22 protein-coding genes are annotated in these 23719 nt (G+C 68.8%); 6 read left to right on the forward strand and 16 right to left on the reverse strand.

Going from position 1 to position 23719, the window contains the following annotated elements; genetic code table 11:
* The first annotated feature begins 229 nt into the window (after nucleotides 1-229).
* On the forward strand, nucleotides 230-340 hold the full coding sequence (locus tag RHA1_RS51650; protein WP_237726852.1) for a nucleotidyltransferase family protein: 111 nt from the start codon (nucleotides 230-232) through the stop codon (nucleotides 338-340).
* Nucleotides 341-344: 4 nt separating this feature from the next.
* Here the strand turns inward: RHA1_RS51650 and RHA1_RS07500 are convergent, their stop codons facing one another.
* From RHA1_RS07500 to RHA1_RS07535, 8 genes are all read right to left on the reverse strand, one after another.
* Nucleotides 345-836: a pyridoxamine 5'-phosphate oxidase family protein gene (locus RHA1_RS07500; RefSeq protein ID WP_005252867.1), complete on the reverse strand. Its 492-nt coding sequence runs from the start codon at nucleotides 834-836 to the stop codon at nucleotides 345-347.
* A 35-nt stretch (nucleotides 837-871) separates the two neighbouring features.
* Complete coding sequence (locus RHA1_RS07505; protein WP_011594514.1) at nucleotides 872-2188, reverse strand: HNH endonuclease; 1317 nt, start codon at nucleotides 2186-2188, stop codon at nucleotides 872-874.
* 533 nt (nucleotides 2189-2721) lie between these two features.
* A complete protein-coding gene (locus RHA1_RS07510; RefSeq protein ID WP_011594516.1) occupies nucleotides 2722-3441 on the reverse strand; it encodes a copper homeostasis protein CutC in 720 nt (239 codons plus the stop codon).
* Nucleotides 3442-4221 (reverse strand): glucosamine-6-phosphate deaminase, encoded by a 780-nt coding sequence (nagB, locus tag RHA1_RS07515; protein ID WP_011594517.1) that lies wholly within the window; start codon nucleotides 4219-4221, stop codon nucleotides 3442-3444.
* Nucleotides 4209-5393 carry an N-acetylglucosamine-6-phosphate deacetylase gene (locus RHA1_RS07520; protein WP_011594518.1) on the reverse strand — a complete coding sequence of 395 codons (1185 nt, stop codon included), beginning with the start codon at nucleotides 5391-5393 and terminating at the stop codon, nucleotides 4209-4211. The genes nagB and RHA1_RS07520 overlap by 13 nt, the downstream gene beginning before the upstream one ends.
* Nucleotides 5390-7069, reverse strand: a complete 1680-nt coding sequence (gene ptsP, locus RHA1_RS07525; RefSeq protein WP_011594519.1) for a phosphoenolpyruvate--protein phosphotransferase — start codon at nucleotides 7067-7069, stop codon at nucleotides 5390-5392. Before ptsP ends, RHA1_RS07520 begins: the two co-directional genes overlap by 4 nt.
* A complete protein-coding gene (locus RHA1_RS07530; protein WP_009474237.1) occupies nucleotides 7069-7344 on the reverse strand; it encodes an HPr family phosphocarrier protein in 276 nt (91 codons plus the stop codon). Before RHA1_RS07530 ends, ptsP begins: the two co-directional genes overlap by 1 nt.
* On the reverse strand, nucleotides 7341-8582 hold the full coding sequence (locus tag RHA1_RS07535; protein WP_050787260.1) for a PTS transporter subunit EIIC: 1242 nt from the start codon (nucleotides 8580-8582) through the stop codon (nucleotides 7341-7343). The genes RHA1_RS07530 and RHA1_RS07535 overlap by 4 nt, the downstream gene beginning before the upstream one ends.
* 248 nt (nucleotides 8583-8830) lie before the next feature.
* On the opposite strand from RHA1_RS07535, the gene RHA1_RS07540 reads away from it, so the two are divergent.
* Together RHA1_RS07540 and RHA1_RS07545 are read left to right on the forward strand one after the other, a co-directional pair.
* Nucleotides 8831-9061 carry a PTS sugar transporter subunit IIB gene (locus tag RHA1_RS07540; RefSeq protein WP_005563039.1) on the forward strand — a complete coding sequence of 77 codons (231 nt, stop codon included), beginning with the start codon at nucleotides 8831-8833 and terminating at the stop codon, nucleotides 9059-9061.
* Nucleotides 9058-9522, forward strand: coding sequence for a PTS sugar transporter subunit IIA (locus RHA1_RS07545; protein WP_011594521.1), 465 nt, complete (start codon nucleotides 9058-9060; stop codon nucleotides 9520-9522). The genes RHA1_RS07540 and RHA1_RS07545 overlap by 4 nt, the downstream gene beginning before the upstream one ends.
* 96 nt (nucleotides 9523-9618) lie before the next feature.
* Here the strand turns inward: RHA1_RS07545 and RHA1_RS07550 are convergent, their stop codons facing one another.
* From RHA1_RS07550 to RHA1_RS07580, 7 genes are all read right to left on the reverse strand, one after another.
* Nucleotides 9619-10362 carry a GntR family transcriptional regulator gene (locus tag RHA1_RS07550; RefSeq protein ID WP_005265200.1) on the reverse strand — a complete coding sequence of 248 codons (744 nt, stop codon included), beginning with the start codon at nucleotides 10360-10362 and terminating at the stop codon, nucleotides 9619-9621.
* A 113-nt stretch (nucleotides 10363-10475) separates the two neighbouring features.
* Nucleotides 10476-10955: a DUF1990 domain-containing protein gene (locus tag RHA1_RS07555; protein WP_009474239.1), complete on the reverse strand. Its 480-nt coding sequence runs from the start codon at nucleotides 10953-10955 to the stop codon at nucleotides 10476-10478.
* Between the two features lie 69 nt (nucleotides 10956-11024).
* Nucleotides 11025-11456, reverse strand: coding sequence for a YkvA family protein (locus RHA1_RS07560; protein WP_011594522.1), 432 nt, complete (start codon nucleotides 11454-11456; stop codon nucleotides 11025-11027).
* A 10-nt stretch (nucleotides 11457-11466) separates the two neighbouring features.
* Nucleotides 11467-12900: an FAD-binding oxidoreductase gene (locus RHA1_RS07565; RefSeq protein ID WP_011594523.1), complete on the reverse strand. Its 1434-nt coding sequence runs from the start codon at nucleotides 12898-12900 to the stop codon at nucleotides 11467-11469.
* Between the two features lie 50 nt (nucleotides 12901-12950).
* Nucleotides 12951-15974, reverse strand: a complete 3024-nt coding sequence (locus RHA1_RS07570; protein ID WP_011594524.1) for an ATP-binding protein — start codon at nucleotides 15972-15974, stop codon at nucleotides 12951-12953.
* 59 nt (nucleotides 15975-16033) lie between these two features.
* Complete coding sequence (locus tag RHA1_RS07575) at nucleotides 16034-16807, reverse strand: SWIM zinc finger family protein (RefSeq protein ID WP_011594525.1); 774 nt, start codon at nucleotides 16805-16807, stop codon at nucleotides 16034-16036.
* Entirely contained in the window at nucleotides 16804-19635 is a 2832-nt protein-coding gene (locus RHA1_RS07580) for a DEAD/DEAH box helicase (protein WP_041811219.1), read from the reverse strand. The genes RHA1_RS07575 and RHA1_RS07580 overlap by 4 nt, the downstream gene beginning before the upstream one ends.
* A gap of 373 nt (nucleotides 19636-20008) precedes the next feature.
* Between RHA1_RS07580 and RHA1_RS07585 the strand changes: the two genes are divergently transcribed.
* The 3 genes from RHA1_RS07585 (at nucleotide 20009) to RHA1_RS07595 (ending at nucleotide 22069) form a co-directional block, all read left to right on the forward strand.
* Nucleotides 20009-20911: an NADP-dependent oxidoreductase gene (locus RHA1_RS07585; protein WP_041811221.1), complete on the forward strand. Its 903-nt coding sequence runs from the start codon at nucleotides 20009-20011 to the stop codon at nucleotides 20909-20911.
* A 71-nt stretch (nucleotides 20912-20982) separates the two neighbouring features.
* A complete protein-coding gene (locus RHA1_RS07590; RefSeq protein WP_005252838.1) occupies nucleotides 20983-21300 on the forward strand; it encodes a hypothetical protein in 318 nt (105 codons plus the stop codon).
* 64 nt (nucleotides 21301-21364) lie between these two features.
* On the forward strand, nucleotides 21365-22069 hold the full coding sequence (locus tag RHA1_RS07595) for an HNH endonuclease family protein (protein WP_011594528.1): 705 nt from the start codon (nucleotides 21365-21367) through the stop codon (nucleotides 22067-22069).
* Nucleotides 22070-22089: 20 nt separating this feature from the next.
* Here RHA1_RS07595 and RHA1_RS07600 read toward each other — a convergent pair whose 3' ends face one another.
* Nucleotides 22090-23664: a molybdopterin-dependent oxidoreductase gene (locus RHA1_RS07600; protein ID WP_009474248.1), complete on the reverse strand. Its 1575-nt coding sequence runs from the start codon at nucleotides 23662-23664 to the stop codon at nucleotides 22090-22092.
* Between the last annotated feature and the right edge of the window lie 55 nt (nucleotides 23665-23719).

Below are 23719 nucleotides of genomic sequence, written 5' to 3' on the forward strand. Positions count from 1 at the left end.
GGATGTCCATGTATGTCCAGGCCATACGATCGGATCATGCAGAGCCGCCCTCCCGAGGAGCGGAACTTCGTCCGCATCCTTCGGACCAACCCGTGCATTACCACCATCCTGGACCGCGCACCCCAACTCGGCCTCTCGGAGTGGTACCTGACCGCAGGCGCCGTGTTCCAGAACGACCTCGACGTGCGCGTCGAGGTCAGAAACGAACGGATTCACCGACCTCTTCGACATGATCCTGCGCCCGAACCCCGTCCTCGCCGCGCGGGAGGTGTACGAATCCAAAGCCGCCCGGTGGCAGAAGGAATGGCCCCGTTTGACGGTGGTGCCGTGGCCGGAGTGAGCAGTCAGTGCTTCCGCACGACGTGTTCGGGCTCTCCCGGTTTCCAGATGGTGATGTCCATGTGGCCGTCGCCGACCTCCACCGCCGAGCCCCCGGTCAGGTCGGCTCGGTAGCAGTGATCGAATTCCTGCCCCCGGATGTCGAACCCGGTCTCGTCGAACAGCGCCTGTGCGAAACGCTGATGCAGGGCCTTGTCCTGGACGTCGTCGACGACCCCCCACAGTTTTGCGTCACCCTCCTTCACCTCGGTATCAACGGTCGCGGTGTGCAGGCAGAACCGCGGATCGCGAGCCAGATCCCGGAACTTCGTGGTGTTCGGCATTCCGGCGATCCACAACTGATTCTCGAAGAACCTCGGCTCGACCGGGCTGATCCGCGGGAATCCGTCGGAGCGAAGGGTGCCGAGCATGCACAGGTTTCCGGTCGCCGCGTGCCGGCGGGAGAAGATAGCGGCAATCCGCGGAGCAGCTTCGGCGAACTCATTCCAGCTGGCCATGCCACGACCCTACGACGAATCCCGTGGCCGCCGGGTCAAGACGCACGCAATTGTGCGATGAGCACCGCCTCGACCTCCGACTGCCGCGCGGCGGCCGGGAGCGGCGGGGCCGCAGACCTGTAGTGGTGCCCGGTCGGGGTGCCCAGGTCGAGGAGATGGGTGCGGCCAGGGCGGTGTATCGGGCGGGCCGTCCACCCCGGTGCCTCCTTCGCGTAATTGCACGCCTCGCAGAGCCCGGACCCGTTGTACACGCTGGTCGCCCCGTGCTTTCGGCGTGACCGGATGTGGTCGTGATGCCGGATCGGCGCGTCACACCACGGGGTGCGGCACGTCCGATCCCTCAGGTCGATCAGCTTTCGGAGGCCCTTCGGGAACGTGCGCGACTGTGACTCCATCGCCGTCAACGCACCTGACTGCGGGCACGAATACACCCGCCGCAACGACGTCTCGGTGTCACGATCGACGGCGTCGGCCACCAACTGCCGCGCGATTCCCGCCGGCACCGGCCCGAACCCCTGCAACTGCGCGGCCTCGTGACCACCCGCCAGCTGAGTCTCGTCCGAGAGCACCAGATTCACCGCCACCGGCACCCCCGATGCCACTGATGCTCCGGTGCCGCGGTGGAACAACAAGTCCACCATCAGCTGATTGCGGGTACGGCCACCGCTGTTCCCGGTCGCGATGAGACTGTCCGCATCCCGACCCAACGTGGCCTGCAAACACACCGCCTGCTCCACCGGCATCAGCACACTCAGATACGCCATCGAGTCCGGCGCCGGCCGTGTCGTCACCCGACGCTCCGACACCGCCTTACGATGCCGGGCCACGACCGCCGCGGCATCGAGTTCCACCGCCAATGCTTTCGCCCGTGCGATCAGACCGCGGTCGCCGACGCCGTCGAGAGTGGCCGGGTCCGAGCACAACCGACGGTCCACGATCGCCCGATCGGCCGCGGACAGGCAGGCTGTTTCGCGCACCAGCAGGGTGGCACGCCATTCGTTCAGCCGGCCGGTCTGCAACATCGCCAGGGCGTGCGGCATCTCATGCACCAGAGCCTGCGCAAAACCCAGATGCCGGCCGCCGCGGTTCGGGGATTCCCTGCGCGCCAACGCAATCTGCGAGGCGATGCCGCGGTCCCACTCCGCCCGCGGTAACCCGGCAGCCTTGCGGTCCGCGCGGATACTCGTGGCGACGTCGTCGGTGATCACCTCCTGCGCCGCGCACCCGACGGACTTCAACGTCTCGATCGCGTCGAGCAGATCGATGCCCAATCCCGCATCACCACTAGCCGCCTCGGCACATTGCAACCGCGCCGTGAATGCGCGCAATTCCTCGAGAAGTAATGCCCCCACAACCAACCTCCCCCAAGGTTATTCGAATGTATGTTCGATTATAACAACAGCCCCTACCCCGTGGCAATAGTCCGCGTTGACTCTTCAGAGATGCCCCGCGTAGTCCATCCGTCGCCTCACCCGAGAATGCCTGCGCAGCGGTCACCTCTGCAGAGTTGTTGCTGCTCAATCAGATTTGGGTGCTGCAGTCGCAGCTGACAAACTCCTTCTACCTGCCGCAGAAACTGGTGTCGAAAGAACGTGACGGCGCGAAGGTGATCAAGAAGTACGAGATCGCCACCACTCCGCATCGGTGTGCAGACCAGCACGAGGCCGTCACCGGAGAGGACAAGCAATCCTCGCCGACAGATACTCCCGATCAACCCCACCGCCGTCCAACGTCAGATACAGGCATTGACCACCGAGCTCATCGCCCTCGCCACCGCCCCGAACACACCAACGAGAGAAGCCGCTGCCACGGGGGCATTTCTGGATGAGTCAACGAATCAGACTTCGCGGGCATCGTGACATGAGGCAACAGGGAGCCACCGAAGTCAGCGCCCCAGCGCCGCCGCCGCTGCCGCTGCCCGGGCGAGGGTTTCGTCGACGGCGTCGTAACCGCCGGACCCACCGCCCGGTCCGCCGTTGTCGGCGACGGTGCGGCGGGCGGAGAGGTGCACGGCGTCGACCCCGGTGCCTGCGACGGCGGCGATGTCCTCGACGCGGATCCCGCCACCGGCCATCACTTGGATCCGCCCGTGCGCGTGAGCGACCATGCCGGACAGGGCTTCGAGACCGTCGATGCACCGCGGTGCTCCGCCCGAGGTGAGAACCCGGACGATGCCCGACCGCGCGAGCGTGTCGACTGCGGTCGCCCTGTCGGCGACGACATCCATCGCACGATGGAACGTCACCTCGACCGCGTACGGGTCGATGCCGTCGAGCAGGCGGCGCAGAGCGTCGCGGTCGACGGACATGTCGGGAGTGAGTGCGCCGAGCACGACCCCGGAGGCGCCTGCGTTCACCGCGGCCAGGATGTCGCGAGCCATGACCGCGATCTCGTCGGCGTCATAGACGAATCCGCCGGGCCGGCAACGGATCAGCGGGTGCACCGCGATCCCCTGGGCCGCAACCGCTTCGATCGTCCCGATGCTCGGCGTCAACCCGCCGGTCGCGCCGAGTGCGGTGCACAACTCGACGCGCACCGCGCCGGCACGTCGTGCGATCCGGGCGCCCGCGACGTCCTGGACCGCCAATTCGAGTACGGGTGTCATCTAGAACGACTGCCAGGAAGGCTTGTGTTCCAGCGCATACCGGTAGTAGTCGGCGAGTTGCAGCTTGCTCGCTGCGGCTTCGTCGATCACGACGGTCACGTGCCGGTGCAGCTGCATCACCGAAGCCGGGCAGAACGCGGATAGCGGACCTTCCGCGGCTGCGGCGATCGCCTCGGCCTTGCCCTTGCCGAACGCGATCATCACCAGGTGCCGGGCCTCGCCGATGGTACCCAGCCCCTGAGTCAGGACGTGGTGCGGGACGTCGTCGACGCTGTCGAAGAACCGCGCGTTGTCGAGGCGGGTCTGCTCGGTGAGGGTCTTGACGCGGGTGCGTGAGGTCAGCGCGGAGCCCGGCTCGTTGAAGCCGATGTGGCCGTCCGTCCCGATGCCGAGAAGCTGCACGTCGACGCCGCCTGCCTCGGCGATGGCTGCGTCGTACCGCGCACCTTCCTCCGCGATGTCGGGCGATTCGCCGTTCGGGCTGAGCACGCGATCGGTGTCGAGGTTGACGTGGTCGACGAACTCCGAGCGGATCACCGAGAAGTACGACTGGTCATGGCTTTTCGGAAGTCCGACGTACTCGTCCAGCAGGAAGGCCCGAGCGTCCGAGAAGTCCAGTCCGGACTCACGGTGCCTGCGTGCGAGTTCCCGGTAACTCCCGAGCGGGGACGAGCCGGTCGCGAGGCCCAGCGTCGCCGGACCGCGTCGTACGTACCCCTCGACGATGTCCGCGACGGTCGAGCTGACCTCCGACGGTGTCTGCCGGATCACGATTTCCATGCGAGTCCTTCCGTTTCGGCGGGCATTCCGCCGACGAACACGCCGCGGGGGCGCAGTTGGTGATCGGTCACGACGATATCGGCGCGGCGGCCCGGGGCGAGGGTGCCGCGGTCGGACTCCAGGCCGAGCAGCCGGGCCGGAGTCCTGGTGGCGGACGCGACGGCGTCGACGAGTCCGATGCCGCTGTCGACGACGGCGGTGCGCACCACGTCCAGCAGCCGTGCGGTGCCGCCCGCGATGGCCCCCTCGGACCCGTCGGCGGTCGCGAGCCGGGCCACACCGTGCGAGACGCGCACGTCCAGGGGCCCGAGCTGGTAGTCGCCATCCGTGACACCGGTGGCGGCCATGGCATCACTGACGAGGACGATCTGGTCGGGCCCGACGGTGTCGAACACCATGGACACGGTCTCGGCCGCGAGATGCACTCCGTCCGCGATCAATTCGACGACGATGTCGCCGCGGCCGGCCGCTGCCAGGAACGCGGCCACCGGTCCCGGCGCGCGGTGATGCAGCGGCGGCATCGCGTTGAATAGGTGGGTGGCGGTCAGTGGGCCGCCGGCGGCGTCGGCGATCCTCGCGGACGTGGTCGCCGCGTCGGTGTCGGTGTGTCCGAGGCTGGGTAGCACGTCACGCCGGCGCATCGCGGCGAGAAGTTCGCCGAAGTGCGCAGTCTCCGGCGCGAGCGTCATCGACCGGACGGTGCCACGCGCGGCGTCGCAGATCCTTTCGAAGAGAACGGGATCGCCGGGGATCACGGACGCGGGATCCTGCGCGCCGCACCGGGCACCGGAGATGAACGGACCCTCCAGGTGGATCCCGAGGAGCTCACCGCGTTCCACCAGATCGGCGAGAATCCCGGCCTGCCGGAGCAGGTCCTGCTCCCCTGCCGAGACGAGACTGCCGAGCAGTCCGGTGGTGCCGTGCTCGCGGTGATGGTCCGCGGCCTGCCTCGCCCCGTCGGCGTCGGTGTTGGGAAACCCCGCACCGGCACCGCCGTGGCAGTGCAGGTCGATCAGACCGGGCAGCAGTATCGAGGAACTCGGTTCCGGCAGCGGCACCTGTCCGCGGTACTGCGCCGCGGACCCGACCCAGGAGATTCGGTCGCCGTCGGTGGTCACCACACCGTCGGCGATGACGCCGTCCTCCACGACGACCTTGCCCCGCAGGATCATCGACGCGCCCCGGACGCGAGAGCGGCGACCGCCGACCGTGCGGCCTGCGGGGACCGTGCGCGCCGTGCGGCGGCCGCCATCTCCCGGCACAGGCCGAGGTCGGTGTCGGCCAGACTGGCACGCACGGCACCCAGCGACGGGGCCACCATCGACAGGCTGGTGACGCCCAGCCCGACCAGCACCGGCGCCAGCGCGGGATCGGACGCGGCCTCCCCGCAGACGCCGACGGGTGTGCCTGCTTCCGCTCCTGCCGCGCCGACCAGGCCGATCAGGTCCAGGACCGCGGGCTGCCACGGGTCGAGCAGTGGGGCGAGACTGCCTGCCATCCGGTCCACGGCACACGTGTACTGACTCAGGTCGTTGGTCCCGATACTGACGAAATCGAGGTGCTCGAGCAGGTCACGCGCACGCAGTGCTGCCGAGGGGATTTCGATCATCGCCCCGACCGTGGCGATACCGAGGGAGCGGGCGAGCGCGGCGAAGCCCTCCGCCTCCTCCGCCGTCGCCACCATCGGCGCCATCACCCACAGGTCCGCGCCGGTGACGGCCGCCGCGGCGCCGAGCGCCTCCAACTGAGTGGCCGGAACGTCCGGGTAGACGGCGCCGACCCGCAGCCCCCGCACGCCGAGTGCCGGGTTCTCCTCCGCGCCGAGGTCGAGGAACGGCAGTGGTTTGTCGGAACCGCTGTCGAGTGTCCGGACCACCACCTTGCGTCCCGCGAACTGCTCCAGCACCGACGTGTAGGTGGCGATCTGTTCGTCGAGGGTGGGCGCGATCTGCCTGCCGAGGTACAGGAACTCGGTGCGGAACAGCCCGACACCCTCCGAATCCGCGGTGGCGGCGCGGGTGGCGTCGTCGACGGTGCCGATGTTGACGAGCAGTCCGACATGTGCACCGTCCCGGGTGCGGCCGGGTCCGCTCGTGGCCGCGACCCGCGCTCGCGCCTCCGCGAGCTGCTCGGCCACCTCTGCCTGCCGAAGGTCGCCGGGGTCGACGACGATCTCGCCGGTCGTCCCGTCGAGCACCACCGGCCTTCCCTCGACCAACAGGTCGAGGTCGGCGCAGTTCACGATCGCGGGCAGGCCGAGCGATTTCGCCAGGATCGCAGTGTGACTCGTCGGCCCGCCCTCGGCGGTGAGCAGACCGACCACGTCGCTGCCGCCGAGCATCGCAGTGTCCGCGGGCGACAGGTCCCGGGCGACGAGAACGAACGGGTACCCGGGATCGGGGATGCCGGGCATCGGCACTCCCAGCAGCACCGCGACCGCGCGATGCCCGAGGTCACGCAGGTCTGCGACGCGCTCGGCCAGGTACCCACCGAGGGCCTCGAGTTTGGCGCAGTAACCGTCGAACGCGACGCTCACGGCGTGTGCCGTCGGCATGCCGGCGCGAAGGTTCTCCTCGGCGGCGGCCACGATTCCCCGGTCGCGGGCCATGGCCGCCGACACGAGCAGGATTTCGGACGCGACGCCGTCCACCTGGGCGGCGCGGGCTTCGAGGTCGCCGGACACGGTCGCCAGGGCGTCCCGCACACGGGCGGCCTCGGCCGTGATCGATTCGCCTACAGGGTCTTCGGCCGACGTCGCGACCGGTGTCCCGAACGCGAGCCAGGGTGCGCAGACCAGTCCCGGACTCACCCCGAGGCCGTGCACGAGAACTTCCGTAGCCGTCGACATCAGGCGGCGTCGAGGTCGGAGGCGAGCAGGTCTGCGAGGCGGTCGAGAGCCTCCTCGCTGCCCTCCCCTTCCGCGGTGATCGTCACCTCGGTACCGAATTCGGCGCCGAGGGTCATCACCGCGAGCATGCTGCCTGCGTCCACCGGCGCGGACTCGCCTACCGCGATCTGCACTGCCACCGGTACCGCCGCGGCGGCCTGGGTGAACTGCGCAGCGGGGCGGGCGTGCAGTCCGACCTTGGAACCGATGAGGACCGTTCGTGTAGCCATGCTCACTGACCTGCCTTTTCGGTGTCGGCGTTCGTTTCCGCGTCGTCCTCCCGACCGGGAGTGCGCAGGTTCCACTTCTTGATGACGAAGCTGAACAGGACGTAATAGATGACCGCATACCCGAGCCCGATGGGGATCAGCATCCACGCGTTGGTGGCCTTGCCGAAGTTGAGCACGTAGTCGAAGAAGCCTGCGGAGAACGTGAATCCGTCGTGAATGCCGAGCGCGTTGACGAGCGCCATCGACGTGCCGGTGAGAAACGCGTGGATCAGGTACAGCGGCCAGGCCACGAACATGAACGCGAATTCGAGGGGCTCGGTGATGCCGGTGAGGAACGCCGTCAGCGCGGTGGAGAGCATGATGCCACCCACGACCTTCTTCTGCGACGGCCGGGCGTTGCGCCAGATCGCCAGTGCGGCAGCGGGAAGGGCGAACATCATGATCGGGAAGAAGCCGGTCATGAAGATGCCTGCGCTCGGGTCGCCGGCGAAGAACCGGTTGAGGTCGCCGCGGACGAGTTCACCGCTCGCGTTCTGGTAGTCGCCGACGAGGAACCACACGGTGGAGTTCAGGATGTGGTGCAGTCCGGTCGGGATGAGCAGGCGGTTGGCCATGCCGTAGATGCCGCCACCGACGACGGAGTTCTCGGCGACGGACTCGCCCACCCACGTCAGTGCGGAGTTGAAGGCCGGGTACAGGAACGCCATCAGGACGCCGACGACGAGACCGGTGACGGCGGTGAGGATGGGAACGAGCCTGCGCCCGTTGAAGAATCCGAGGTAGTCGGGCAGTTTGGTGCGGTAGAACCGCTGCCACAGAATCGCGGACAGCAGACCCATCACGATGCCTGCGAGCACACCGTAGTTGATCAGCGCCTGGTCGCCGTTCGGATCGGTCTTGCCTTCGAGGACGACCGGCGACATGGCCTCGAACACGCCGTTGATGACCATGTATCCGACCACTGCGGCCAGGGCGGTGGAACCGTCGGCCTTCTTGGCCCATCCGATGGCGATGCCCACCGCGAAGATGAGGGGCAGCCAGGTGAACACTGCCTGGCCGGCTGCGGAGATGACGGACGCGGCGGTGTGCATCGAGTCGAATCGGCCGAGGAGGTCGTCCTGGCCGAGCCGCAGCAAGATGCCGGCCGCGGGAAGTACCGCGATCGGCAGCATCAGGCTGCGCCCGAGGCGCTGTAACCCGGCAAACACCGCTGATTCCTTTTTCGGGCTGTCTACGACAGTCATATCGGCCTTCTCTGTGCGCTTCGGTCGCCGAATCGGCGTCTGGTGAGTCCCGAAACCGGTGGCGGCGAGCGCGTCGTGCGGCTTCGGGCAAACTATTGTGGACCAGCACCCCCAACGGGTACTGTCCGGTCATAACCAGTTGCTAGTTTGACCAGGTGAGCACAGGATGTCAACAGGCAAATGTGATCCAGCTAACCCATCCGGCACCATTCACCTGCGGCTCGAACACGAACTACGAGGGAGAACCGATGTCCAAAGCGGACGCAATCATCAGCGGCCTCGGCGGTGCCGACAACATCGTCGAGATCGAGGCCTGCATCACCCGCCTGCGCACCGAGGTCAAGGACGGGGCCAAGGTCGACGAGGCCGCACTCAAAGCCGCGGGCGCGCACGGCGTCTTGAAGGCGGGCAGCGTCGTCCAGGTCATCGTCGGCCCCGAGGCGGACACGCTGGCCGAGGACATCGAGGACATCCTGTGAGCCTGTCCGTGCAAGCTCCACTGCCCGGCCGCGTGCTCGCCCTGGCCGACGTGCCCGACCCCGTGTTCGCCGGACAGATGGTGGGTTCCGGAGTCGCGATCGATCCGCCGCGCGACCGCGGCGCCCTCGACGTGCTCGCGCCGATCTCGGGCAAGATCCTCAAACTGCACCCGCACGCGTTCGTCATCCTGGGCTCGGCCGGCGGCGGTGTGCTGGTGCACCTCGGAATCGACACCGTGAAGCTGAAGGGCGAAGGGTTCACCCTGCTGGCAGCGGAAGGCGACGACGTCGACGCGGGCGACCCCGTGGTGCGATTCGATCCGACCGAGATCGACGGCACCGGATACTCCGCCATCTGCCCGGTCGTCGTCATGGACTCCAAGTCGGATTCGGTGTCCACCGACACCATCGGATCCGACGTGGCCACCGGCGACGCCCTGTTCGACTGGACGGCGCCGTAGAAACTTCGACGTGGGGCGGGTCGGCACGGGCGTGATCGAGGCGCACTTCAGCAAATGCTTACGACGCGGAGGGAACACCGCGGTCGTATTCGTGGCTCAGACGCTGCGCTGAGCCCGCTCCCCCTGAACTTCCATCTGCAGTTGATAGCGATCGGACCGGTACCAGCTGCGGGTGTGCTCGACCGGTGTGGGACCGCTGAAGGACACGCGGTCGAAGTACATCACCGGGGCGCCCTTCTTGATGCCGAGCAACGTCGCGATCTCCTGGCTCGCCCCGTCGGCGCTCACGGTCTGCTCCGCCCGGTCGATCGGCATGCCGTACTTGTCGGCGGTCGCCCGGTAGATCGAGCCGGTGAGGTCGAGGTCCAGCAGGCCGGGAAGCAGTGCCGCATTGAACCAGCCGTCGTCGACGCTGACCGGTTCGCCGTCCGCCAGCCGCAACCGTTTGACGTGATACGCGCTGGTGTCCGGTGCGATGCGCAGCGCCTTCGCAGTGGCCTCCGGCGCCGCGTCCTCCTCGCTCTGGAGCACCACCGTCGTCGGCTTGTGCCCCTGTGCCCGCATCTCCTCCGTGAACGAGGCCAGGTGGAGTTTCGACTGCACCGGACGATGCGCCACGAACGTGCCCTTGCCACGCACCCGCACCAGGTGACCCTCGTTGACGAGCTGCCCGATCGCCTCACGAACCGTGATGCGACTGACGCCGTAGTCCTGCATCAGCTTTCGTTCACTCGTCATCAGGTCGCCGGGCTGAAGTTCCTTGGTGCACTTGTGCAGCAGGATGGCACGGAGTTGTTCGTGCTTCGGAATCACGCTGTCGCGTAGATGTACGGGCATCATTCCGGCGGCTCCAGCTCTGTCAGTGGTGGGACACATCGGATCAGGCAGTCGGACTGCAAAGGTCCCGTCCGGTCCGGTCCAACCACGAGAATACGTGATCCGGACGCTCCGGCCTACCGTGCGGCCTCGGCCAACGCCTCCAGATACTTGCGCGTCATCACCTTCTGCACGACCCGGCCGGCGGGTCCACCGAGCCGGGTGAACCACCGATCCGGTGTGGAGAACGCCGAGATGGTCGCGAGCACGGTGCCGTCCGGCCGCTGTTCGACGACGAATCGCTCCTCGCCGCGCTCGGGGTGGCCCGGCAGCGTCCCGTAGGCGAATCCCTTGCGGTGCGGTTCGTCGAGCACGTAGACGACACGGCACGAGAACGTCAGCCGAAGCGGACCGATGCCCCATCGCAGTTCGACCGACGTGCCGGGCGCGGCCGCCGGCGCGTCGGCCCGTACGTCGATCCCGGCGCCGCGGTGCATCCCCCAGGTGCACAGGCAGGTGGCGGCTGCGTCGAATGCGTCTGCCCCGTAACCGATCACCTTCCGCTCGGTCAGATGGTGATATCCCGCGGGGAAGGGGACGTCGCGGCTCGCACCCACCTCGGGGTACGTGAACGCGGGCAGGTCGTCTCGGGAGGTACTGATGGCGGGATCCTCTCGGTCCGGACGTCACGAGCAGGTGGAAAGGCACGTTACCCGGCGCACGGTCTCGAGCCCCTCAGGGGTACCCGGCCAGTGCCGCGCCACGACCTGCGGACCTGCGCGGCGCACCACCGAACGAAGCGTGAGGCCGATGACGATCACGTCGTCGGCGTACCCGATGACGGGGACGAAATCGGGTATCACGTCGATCGGAACCGCGAGGTAGGCCAGCAGCAGGACGAGCCGGACGCGCACGCCCCGGGGCAGGTCCGGATCGGCGGCGAGCCGGCGCAGGAGACGGAGCAGGTCCGGCAGCACCCGGATCGTCTCCCCGAGCCCGGTGCCGTCGGGTCTCGATCGCCACAGCACGAGCGCCAGTACCGCCCAGACGGCCAGCAGGCCCGCTGCCGCGGCGATCAGGACGGGCCATGCCACCGCCCACACCTGCACCGGATCCATACGGCCGCGCCTATTGCTCCGACCGGACCGCGGGACGGATGTTCTGGTTCACGTGGAAGAGGTTGTCCGGATCGTACTTCGCCTTCACCTGTGCGAGCCGGTCATAGTTGCCGAGGTAGGAGGCACGCACGCGGTCCTCGCCCTCGGACATCATGAAATTGACGTACGCCCCGCCCGCGGTCGTCGGGTGGAGGGCCTCCCAGTACCGCTTGGCCCAGTCCGTGATGACCTCGGCGTTGGCCGGATCGGGGTCGACACCGACGATCACCGCGGCCCAGCCGCCGTCCCGATACGCGAACGCCGTGGCATCCTCGGCGACCCGCGTCGCCGCGCCGTCGATGGGATACATGTGCATCGTCGAATGCCCGGTGGGCAGCTGACGGCCGAACCCCAGATGGATGTCGATGGCGTCGTCCGAGATCTCCCGGACGAAGTCGGCGCGCCAGTACCACTGCAACCCGGCCGGGTACAGTCCGTCGAAGGCGGATTGCAATGCGGTGAAGGGCATTTCGTGGAGTCCGACCAGCAGCGGGTTTCCGAAGTCGCGGATCGGTTCGAGAACCGCGTCGGCCTTGCCCGGGTCGCCGGTGTAGCACCAGACGATGCCGCACGCCTTGCGCCCCCACAGTTCCTCGGGGAACGGCGGCGCAGGCGGAATGGTCAGCAGCCCGATCCAGCCGTTGAGTTCCTCGGGCAGCGACGGCAGGAGTTCGCGGTACCACCGCATCACGTCGGGGGCGTCTTCCAGGTCGTACAGCACCGGCCCGCCGACGACGGTGCCGTGGTCGCCGATCTCATGACACGCGAACTGGAACGACGTGACCACACCGAAGTTTCCGCCGCCGCCGCGCAGCGCCCAGAACAGGTCCGGGTGCGATCGTTCGCTCGCCGTCACCAGGGTGCCGTCGGCGAGGACGACGTCGGCGCTGAGCAGGTTGTCCACGGTGAGACCGAAACGGCGCGTCAAGTACCCGATTCCGCCGCCGAGCGTCAGCCCGCCGACACCGGTGGACGCGATGAACCCGGACGGAGTGGCCATCCCGAACGGCACGGTGGCATGGTCGACATCGCTCCAGGTGCACCCGCCGTCCACCCGGACGGTCCGATCGGCGGGCGAGACCGTGGTTCCGCGCATCCCCGACAGATCGATCACGAGGGCGTCGTCCCACACGCCGAGACCTCCCGCATTGTGTCCTCCGCCGCGAACCGCGAGTTCGACGTGATGCTCCCGCGCGAACTTCACGCACGCGACGACATCCGCGGCGTTGGCGCACCGCGCGATGGCCGCGGGCCTGCGGTCGATCATCGCGTTGTACACCGCACGCGCGTCGTCGTAGCCGGCGTCGTCGGGGGTGATCAACTCTCCGCGCAGCGCTGCGGCCAGTTCCGCGTAGGGCGGCGGTGTCGTCGTCGACGGTGTCGAATTCGTGGTGGTGGTACTCATGGCCTTCTCCTCGGATCGGCAAGCCCCCGGAACGGGCCGTACCTGGTAGTTCACACCGTAGGAATCCGGCGTTCGCGCACCGTTCGCGCCGACGCGCCGCCCGCGAACGGTCCGGCGTCCGCACGTAGTCGCAGTACCTGCGGCAACCACCAGCGGTCGTCGTATTGCTCGGCGGCGATCCGGGCGGCATCGAGCGTGGCGTGGGCCGCGTCGCACCGGCCGACGTCGATCTGGACCTCCGCCAGCAGTGAGAGCCAGTAGGGCATGCGAGCGAATGCCCGCTGCCGCCGCAACTCGGCGAGCCCCTCGCGGATCTTCGCGATTCCCGGTTCGCCGCCGAGGAGCCGGCCTTCGAGGATCTGCGACCACTGGCTGTAGTAGGCGAAACGGTAGCGCTCGCACAGCTCCCGCAATTCGGTGACAGCGGCGAGGAGCGAAGCGTCGTCGCCGCGTATCTGATACAGCATCGACGCGTATCCCAGCGCCACCGCGAGACTGTAGGGGTGGCCGCAGGTCCTGCCCAGCGCGAGGGCCTCGGTGCACGACCGCGCCGCATCCTGCTCGTCACCGATCATCCAGTACGCGTGTGACTTCCAGGCGTGGGCATGCACCTCGAGCCTGGTGCCGAGGATGAAGGAATAGTCGTCGGAGAACGATCTCAGCGCGACGTCGAAATGTTCGATCGCTTCCCTCGGCCTGCCGAGGCCGAGGGCGGCGCCCGCCACCGCGAAGTGCGCCTGACCCTCGAATTCGGGATCGGCCGCGGACAGTTCGAGGGCACGTACTCCGATGCCGTGGGCCTGCGCGGTGTGCCCCTGCACGAAGTGTGCCGCGAACAACCCGATCAGGGCACCGAGCACGACTTTCGGCCTGCGTAGCCGCTGCCCCAGCTCGACGGTGCGGTCCAGTGTCTGTTCGAGCGCGGCGGAGGAGTACCCGTAGAGGGTGGTCAGCGGCGCCGACATGCCCTGTCGCACGTCCACCTCGTGAGCGTCCCGGTTGCGGCCCACCGGCATCGCCTCGAGAAGGTCGAGGCAGTCCCGGAAATGCCGCAGAGCCTCCGCGTTCGCGAACACGCTGGCCGCCACCTCGGCGGCGCGCTGCAGATAGTGGAGCGCGCGGTCGGGGCGACCGCCGCGCCGGTACTGCTCGGCGAGGTGCGCTGCCACGTCGTCGGTGCGGCCGGCGTGGAGAAGTTCGAGTCCCTGCGCCAGGCGCCGATGCAGAAGCCAGCGTCGCGGCGGGCTGACCGAGCGGTACGCGGCCTCCCGGACCAGGTCGTGCACGAAGTCGTAGCCGGTGCCCGCCGGCCGGACGATCCTCCGTCGCCACAGTTCGTCGACCGCCTGCACGAGAGAGTCCGTGTCCAGGTCGCTCGCCTCGCTGAGTAGGTCCAGATCGAAATCCGTGCCGAGCGCAGCGGCGAGGCCTGCGACGTCCCGCGCGGGTTCCGAACACTGTTCGAGCCGCCGCTGCAGCACCTCGCCGAGGTCGTCGGCGCCCCCGCCGCGCCCGGCCGCATCCGTGCCCGGGACCATCCTGGCAGCCTCCACGACGTACAGCGGGTAGCCCCCGGTCGCGGCGTACAGGACCGCTTCCTCCGCGGGATTCAGCGCCCGGCCGCCGAGGGACCGCGCCAGCTCCGCGGTTCCGTCCGCCGTCAACGGGTCCACCTCGACGTCCGTGACCACCCGCGCCGACCGGAGCGCCCGCAGCGCTTCCCGCACATCGTGGCGTGACCGCGCCTCGTCCGTGCGGGCGGTCGCCGCCACCAGTACCCGCATGCGGGTGTCGAGTGAGAGCAGGAAGGCCAGCCAGGCCGTGGTCTCCGCGTCGCACCACTGCAGATCGTCGAGGACGAGCAGAACCGGCCGGCCCGACGACAGCACCGCGCGCGCCGTTCCCTCGAAGAAGCGGTGTCGCTGCCAGGCGTCGACCATCGCCCGGGACGTCGACGGCCGCGGCCCGGATTCGGCGCTCGGGACCAGCCGTTCGACCTCGGCCCGCCACAACGGATTCAGGGACCCGATCGCGGACCGAAATTCCGGGCTGCGCAGCCAGTCGGCGACGGGCGCCAGCGCGACACGGCCCGGCAGTCCGAAACACCGCGTGGACGCCACCACCGCCCCGTCGGCGCGGGCGATCTCCGCGAGTTCGGTGGTCAACCGGGTCTTGCCGACCCCCGCGTCCCCCGAGACGAGCAGCAGTCCCTGCCTGCCGTCGAGGGACTGCCGCCACCGCCGTTGCAGCTCGTCGCGTTCACGCTCCCGCCCGATCAGGACGGGCACCGCGGTCCGGACGCGTTCGGGCCGGCGAGCCGCGGCGGCACCGACCCTCGGGTGCTCCCCCAGCAGGGTGTCGAACAGCCTGCTGGTCGCCGCACTCGGCGCGACCCCGAGTTCGGTCTCGAGAACGGCCGCGCATCGGTGGTAGGTGGTCATCGCCGCCGCCCGGTCGCCCGACGCGGCCTCCAGTTCCATGAGCGTCCGGTACCCGACCTCCTCCAGCGGGTCGAGCTGGATACGCCTGCGTGCGCACGCCGTGGCCGTCTCCACGTCACCCGACTCCCGCAACACCCGCACCGTCGCCTCGCAGAGTTCGACGCACTGCCGGCGCAGCACCTCGCGATGCTCGAGGACCCAGTCTTCATAGGTCCCCGGCATGAGCTCGCCGCGATAGATGTCGATCGCGCGGTCCGCGTGATCGAGAAACGCCCGTGGGTCGGAATCGGCGAGGGCCGCGACGGCGGCCGACCGTTCGTTGCGGAAGGTGTCGACGTCCACCCGGCACGACGACGAGTTCGTCCACGTGAGCGTCGGCCCGTCTGCCGCGAGCGCGCCGTCCGATCCCAGGAGGCCGCGGAGGTTGTGTAGTTCCCGCCGGAGGTTGGTACGGGCCTGCTGCTCGCTCGATTCGGGCCAGAACAGCCCCGCGAGACGGGTCCTGGACTGAGCGAGACCGGCATGCAGCACGAGGTAGGCCAGCAACGCGATCGCCCGTGACGAGATGGGGCCGACCCTGACATCTTCCGGGTTCGATACGCGCTGTTCGCCGAGCAGGTAGACCGTCAACATGACTGACCAGCTCCCGGTCGCGGAACGAGGCGAGCCTCCGCGTCCTCATCATCGCACGGTCAGCGGAAGTGCTGGTACAGCGCTCTCAGCTCCCGGATCGCGGCGTCCACCGCCCGCTCGTCCTCACTGACCGATCGGATCGCCTTCCGCAACAGCAGCGGGTCGAGGTCGTCGATCGCCGCCCGGAAGTCGGCATCGGGCAGGGCGGGCAGCGGGGACTCGTCACCGAACCAGTCGTCGACGTCCGCGTCGGAGGAGTCGCCGCCGACGCCGTCGATCAGCATCTCCAGGTCGACGCCCCGCAATGTCAGGATTTCGAGCGGGTTCTCGTCGAGGCGTTCGGTGGTGAGGTACGCGACCGCCGCCGCATGCTTGCAGGGCCAGCCGTCGTCCGGGCAGGTGCAGTCGTAATTCAGCGCGGACGCCCCCGCGGGCAGCAGCAGTGGTCCGAGAACCTCCGGAACTCCGCCGCCCGCCAGCATCGCGAGACTGCCGGGTTGCCGACGCACCAGCGCGACGAGTTCCGCGACCTCCGCGTCGTCGAGGCGATCGATCGAGACGGTCGCGACGAACGGCTGGAGCTGACTGCCCTGGACCTCCCCCGTCACCATCCCAGCCGCGATCTCGAGCGAGATCACCTGACCGCTGCGCGCGTAGCTCCGCCCACGGCTCATTCGGCCCTTGTCGGCGACGAACTCGATGATGTCCACGAACTCGCGGCCCCACCACGTGCGCCCGAACGATCCGCGCTGGGACCGTGCCTCCAGCCCGCCCGCCACCGGTCGACGCTTGCCGTACTGACCGAAGTACGGCCCCGGTCGCCGATTCGTCATTCGCCCACCGCCTCGTCACCGAGGCGGAGCAGTTCGCCCAGTTGTTCGGTGCTCATCTCCGTCACCCAGTTCTCGCCCGTCCCGACGGCGAGATCGGCCAGCTCCTGCTTGGTGGCGATCATCGCGTCGATCCGCTCCTCCAGGGTGCCGACGCACACGAGCTTGCGCACCTGCACGTCCCGCCGCTGGCCGATCCGGAACGCCCTGTCCGTGGCCTGGTTCTCGACCGCCGGATTCCACCACCGGTCGAGGTGGACGACGTGATTGGCCGCGGTGAGGTTCAAACCCGTCCCGCCCGCCTTCAGCGAGAGCATCATGATCGGCGGCCCGTCGTCGCCCTGGAACGAGGCCACCATGTCGTCGCGCTTCTGCTTGGACACGCCCCCGTGCAGAAACGGCACGGGAGTACCGAAACGCTCCGCGAGGTACGGGGTGACGAGGTCGCCGAATTCCCGGAACTGGGTGAACAGCAACGCCTTCTCGCCGTCCGCGACCACGGAATCCAGGATGTCCTCGACGAGCCCCAGCTTGCCGGAGCGGTGCTGTCCGCGCCGCATCACCGCCGACCCGTCGCGCAGGAAGTGTGCCGGGTGGTTGCACACCTGCTTGAGTTTCGTCAGGGCGGCGAGGACGGCGCCCTTGCGCTTCATCCCCTTCTTGTCCTTGATCTGCGCCATCATGTCGTCGACCACCGCCCGGTACAGCGCGGCCTGCTCCGCGGTGAGGTTGGCGCGCACCGTCATCTCGAACTTGTCGGGGAGGTCGGCGATGACCGCGGGATCGGTCTTGACCCGGCGCAGCACGAACGGGGACGTGACCGCGCGGAGCCGGGCGACGGCTGTCTCGTCCTGCTCCCGCTCGATCGGCACCACGAAGCGCTTGCGGAACATCACCTCCGAGCCCAGGATGCCCGAGTTCGCGAAGTCGAGGATCGAGCGCAGTTCGTCGAGGCGGTTCTCGACCGGAGTGCCGGTCAGCGCGACGCGGTGCGCCGCCGGAATGCTCCGCGCCGCCCGCGCCTGCGACGTCTTCGCGTTCTTGATGTGCTGCGCCTCGTCCAGCACGACACGCCGCCAGTCCTGCTCCTTCAGGTGCGCGACGTCGCGGGCCAGCAGCGCATACGTGGTGATCACCAGATCGCTCTGTGTCACGGCGGCGGTGAACTCCGCGCCGCTCAGCCGCTGCGGACCGTGGTGGACGAGCACCCGCAGCGAGGGGACGAAGCGCGCTGCCTCGCGCTGCCAGTTGCCGACCACCGACATCGGGCACACCAGCAGCGTGGGCGTGGGCGCCTTCTCGTGTGCCAGCAGCGCCAGCAACTGCAGCGTCTTGCCGAGTCCCATGTCGTCGGCGAGGACGGCCCCGAGGCCGAGACGGCTCATGAACACCAGCCAGTCGAGCCCCCGCTTCTGGTACGGGCGCAGCGTGGCGTCCAACCCGTCCGGGGTCGGCACGTCCTGCGGCTTCGTGTCGCCGTCCAGCAACGCGGCCGCCCAGCCGGTGGCCGTGACCTCCTCCACGGGAAGATCGGACAGATCGTCCGCGATCAGGTCCTTCAGCAGGTCCACGATGGCCCGGTCGCCGCTGGCGTGCCGCTCCGCCACGTAGCGCGCGGCGCGGGAGAGCACCTCCTGATCCGCCCGAACCCACTCACCGCGCAACCGCACGAGATCGCTCTTGGAGTTGACCAGTCGATTCATCTCCGCGGCGGTGAGCACCGTGTCGCCGAGTGCCAGCTCCCAGTTGTATTGCACCAACTGGTCTTTGCCGACGGCCCGGTTCTCCGCGCTCGCCGGAGTGCTCGGCGAGCTCACCCGCAGACGCATCGACGGCGACGCCACACTCCACGCCCGCGGCAGCAGCAGGCTGATGCCCTTCTCCTTCAACGCCACCGCACCGTGCCCGACAAGGTCGATGACCACGGCGGTGGGCAACATCAGGTCCAGGCTGTCGGGGTCACTGGGAACGTCCTGCAGTCGCGGGTAGGCGGCCACGGCCTCCGTCAGCTTGCGCACCCCGATCTGCAGACGACTCGCCTCCGTGCGGTGCAACGGAATCGGCACCGGGGCTTCGCCTTCCGGTCGAAGGCAGACCTCCAGTCGCCACAGCACCGTGTCCGGGTCCCAATCCCCCTCCACGTCCACGTCTTCCGGCTCGAGGAGCCGCAGCACCAGTTCGGGCTCGTCCACCTTGAGGCTGTCGCGCCACCCGTCCAGCGATCCCGACAGCTGGGCGGTGCCCTCGGCGAACTGGTCACCCCGCACGAGCGCGTCGATCAGCGGATGATCCACGTCGCCGCCGGAATCGTCCGGGTGCCGTCGTTCGAGGACACGGCGGGCGACGGGGTCGGTCAGCTCGGTGACCATGTCGTCGAGCACGGCCCGGGGGGTCGTGCCGTGACGCTGGACCGGCGGCATCGCCACGGCCAGCTCCGTGAGCCACGCACGCTGCCGTTCACCGCCGAGCAGCCGCCAGCGCGGCCACCAGCCGCCCTCCGCCCGGTGTACCTCGGGCACCACCCGCCCGGCCCGTGCCCACCGCTCGACACCGCGGGCGACGTGGGCGAGGTAGCGCAGATCCCCGGCGATCCGGGGGTCGCGGGACGACACCGACAGCAGGAACTCCGTCGCATCCGGTGGTGCGAGCGCAACCGCGGCCCACTCGAGCATCTCCGGCCCCGACGGCGTCGGCATCGGCACCTTCACGTGATGCCGGAACTTCCGCGCCAGCATCCGCCCGACCGCGTCCGTCGGCTCCGGAGCTGCCGGATTCCGATCCTCCACCCACAGCATGAGACCCGAACCCGGTGTCCAGAGGCCGTGCAGCATGCACCCATCCAAGCAGGTGCGACCGACAGCGCGTGAAGTCCCTGCTCGCGCCATGTAACCCTCGACCATATTCCACCGATGAACGAGTTGGCGGCTGTCCACGCCGGTAACTCACCGGGATCGCTGCCGAACGTGATCGCAGTGATCGGAGGAAGACAAAATGGACATGACAGAAATCTTGCAGGTTCTCGTCCAACTCATCCAGGTCCTCGGACCGTTGATGGGTGGTGGCGGAGGGGGCGGAGGCACAGGCTCCCTGGGCGGCCTGTTCGGCTCCTGAGTTCTTACGAGAAGGCTCACCGACACCGGTTCGGTGGGCCTTCTTCGTGCCCGGATCCCGGCCCCGGTTCGTGATAGGACTGTGGGCGTGAGCATGGCATACGGCTTCAGCGAGTACGGCGGCCCCGAGACGCAGCAGTTCTTCGACATCCCCGTTCCCTCCCCCGGACCCGGACAGTTGCTGGTCGCCGTCCACGCGGCCGGCGTGAATCCCGCCGATTGGAAGGTGCGCGCGGGCACGCGCAAGGACACCGTCCCCGTCACCCTTCCCGCCGTTCTGGGCCGGGAGGTCGCCGGTGTGGTCGCGGATGTCGGCCCCCGGGTGACCGGCTTCATGGTCGGCGACGCCGTGTTCGGCGCGACCGCCACCGGATTCGGCGGATACACCGAGTACACCCTGGTCAACACGGCCTCGGCGGCGCACAAGCCCGATCCGGTCTCGTTCGCGGACGCGGCCACGCTCCCCGTCGCGGCGGGAACCGCGTACGACGCGCTGACCACCCTGGACCTGGCGCCCGGCAGTCGGTTGCTCGTCGTCGGCGCGGGCGGTGGCGTGGGGGTGGCGGCGTTGCAGTTGGCCGCGGCGCGGAACGTCACGGTGATCGGGGTCGCGAGCGAGAGCAAACGGGAGGTCGTCGAATCCCTCGGCGCCACCTGGGTGGCATCCGGAGACGGACTGGCCGCACGCCTACCCGGCCCGGTCGACGCCGTCTTCGACCTCGTCGGCGGTGACGCGCTCGCCGAGGCGGCGCGGGTGGTTGCGGATCCGGCGGTGATCATCAGCATCGGCGACTCGCTCGCCGCGCGCGATCTCGGCGGCTCGGGAGTGGAACGGCGCCGAACGTCCGCGGTGTTCGCGGAGGTGGCCGCGCTGGTGGCGGACGGGACCCTGGACCCGCGGGTCGCCCACCGATTCCCGTTCGCACACGCCGGTGACGCTCTCGCGATGGTCGAGTCCGGTCACACGAGCGGCAAGGTCGTGATCGAGTTCGGTTAGCAGGTCTGGATTTCACCCGTTCCGAGGTAGATGCTGGAGAGACGTAACTGCCGGACACTCGGGAGTCGGTCATGAGCATCCTGATCCAGGTTCTCGAACAGGGGTACGCGCTCACCACTCCGTGGGAGCAACGGAAGTACGCCTTCGTCGATGCCACGCACATCGTCACGATTCGACTGGACGGACAGTCGGGTGTGTGGCTCGACGGCATGAAACACGGTGAGGCACACAGGCTTGCGGTCACGCCCACCCCCAGCGAGGCTATCTTCTTCCTCCTCCGCACCCTCGACCTGCTCGCCGAGTGCAGGCAGAGCGGAGGTTCCTGGGTGATCGGCCACGACGGCACGCACCTGTCGTCGATCGCCGCTGTGCGCCTGCCCTTCACTTGACCTGTCGGGGGCCCGGTGCATACTCCGGGTGGTAGGGGGAGATTCGTCGAGCGCCGGGGGACGCATGAGACTTCTGTACGTGGCCGCGTGGCTGGCGGCGATCCTGACGGTCTGCGGTTGCGGGGTGTCGCTTCTCGACCTCAGCGGCCCCGGCCCTGCGCCGGGCAGTCCGCCCCGCGCACACATCGAGGAGTTGCTCGGCCGGGTCGCGACGGTCGAGTCCCGCCCGCACCCCGGCGGATACCAGCGCGGCTGCTCCGGCAAGGAGTTGTGTGTGTTCGGCCCGGCCTGGACCGACGACCAGGACGCCGCGGCGGGTCACGACGGGTGCGACACCCGCAACAACGTTCTCGCGCTCGATCTCCGCTCGGTGGCGTTCCGCGACGGCACCCGCGACTGCGTGGTGCTGAGCGGCGTCCTGGCCGATCCATATTCCGGCGAGGTGCTTCCATTCGACCGGGCCGACGCGAAAGCCGTTCAGATCGACCACGTCTACCCGCTGGCGGCGGCGTGGGACATGGGCGCGTCGACGTGGTCGCCCGAGCGTCGGCTCCGGTTCGCCAACGACGTCACGTTCAATCTGCTGGCCGTCAACGGTGCGGACAATCAGGACAAGGGCGACCGGACCCCGCAGGACTGGCTGCCACCGAATCCGGCGTACCACTGCTTCTACGCGGGCAAGTACCTGTCGGTGGCGGTGGAGTACGGGCTTCCGGCGACGGTGGCGGACCGCGACGCGCTCGCCGAGGTGGCGAAGAAGTGTCTGTGAGCGCCTCAGGCGACGGCGCCTCAGGCCACGGTGAAGGACCGCGTGTGCCAGCCGGTGGCGCCACCCGGAATCGGAGGCGTCCGCTCCTCCACCTGAACGTTGCCGTCCAGATCCGTGGCACGCACCTGGAGGGTGTGCAGGCCGGACGTGGCCTGCCACTCCCACGTCCACTGCCGCCAGGTGTCGATGGTGTACTGCGGGGCGAGGGTCGCCGTCTGCCATTCGCCGTTGTCGACCCGTATCTCCACCTTCGCGATGCCGCGGTGCTGCGCCCATGCGGTTCCGGCGACGAGGACGGGTCCGGGCGGGGTGGGCGCGAACGAGGCGGGCACGTCGATCCGGGACGCGGTCTTGATCGGACCTTTCGCGGACCATCCGCGCTGGGTCCAGTAGGCCTCCGCCTCGTCGAATCGCGTGAGTTCCCAATCCACCACCCATTTGGTGGCCGACACGTAGCCGTAGAGACCGGGGACGACCTGCCGCACCGGATAACCGTGCTCGAACGGCAACGGCTGACCGTTCATCGCCACCGCGAGAATCGCGTCGCGCCCGTCCCGCAGGGCGTCGACCGGGGTGCCCGCCGTGAAGTCGTCGCTGCTGGTGGACAGCAGCATGTCGGCGCCCGGGTGCACACCGGCCTCGTCGAGGATGTCCTTGATCGGGTAGCCGATCCACGTCGCGTTGCCGGCAAGGTTTCCGCCGACCTCGTTGGACACGCACGTCAGCGTGATCACCCGTTCGACGGGCGTCCTCGCGACCAGGTCGTCCCACGTCAGCGTGAGCTCGCGGTCGACCATGCCGTGGATGTGCAGTTGCCAGTCGTCCGTCGTCAACCGCGGGACCCGCAGGGCGGTGTCGATCCGGTAGAAATCCTCGTTCGACGTGACGAACGGGGTGGCTCCCGGCACGTCGACGTCGGTGCCGGGAGCGATCGGGGCCGCCCGGTCCGACACCTCGGGAAGGGCGAAAGCGCGGCGGTTGTCCAGAGCTCCCGCGGCTTGCTGCCCGAGGTAGCGGCCGGCGGCTCCCGCGGCAGCGGCCGTCGCGGCGGCAGCCGCCGCCAGCAGAAGAAAAGTCCGGCGCGGCAACCACGAATCCTCGGCATCCGAATCCTCGGGCGCCCGCGCGGCGGTCGTCAGCACCCGCAGAACCGCGATGCCGGCGACGACCCCCACCACGGTCGGCAGTGCAAACATCCACGTGGCGCTGGGACGCTGGGTCGAGGCAACGATGCCCACCAGCCCGAGAACCGCCAGGATCGCGCTGCCGAACGGGGCGCGGGGGCGCTCGACGATTCCCGCTGTCGCGGCGAGGAGCACGATGAGGATCGTCATCCCGACGAACAGTGCGGGTTTGTCGTTGGTGCCGAACGTGTCGATCGCGAACTCGCGAGCCCAGGCAGGACTGCGGTCCACCGTCGTCGATCCGACCGCATAGAACGGCGACGAGTTCGGGTCGATCAGCACCGACAGCAGTTCGCCCACCCCGAGCACGACTCCGGCGGCGATCACTCCGGCGAGCGCGCGGGAGAACAGGTGCCGCCGCCTCCGAGGCGTCCGCGCCGCCTCGTCCCGGTCACCGATCGTCGTAGTCATCGCAGCCCTGCTCCTTTGCCGTCGTCACCGTGTATTCGGAGCTGAGAACGCGCAC

Source organism: Rhodococcus jostii RHA1, assembly GCF_000014565.1.
In the GTDB taxonomy this organism is placed as follows: domain Bacteria; phylum Actinomycetota; class Actinomycetes; order Mycobacteriales; family Mycobacteriaceae; genus Rhodococcus_F; species Rhodococcus_F jostii_A.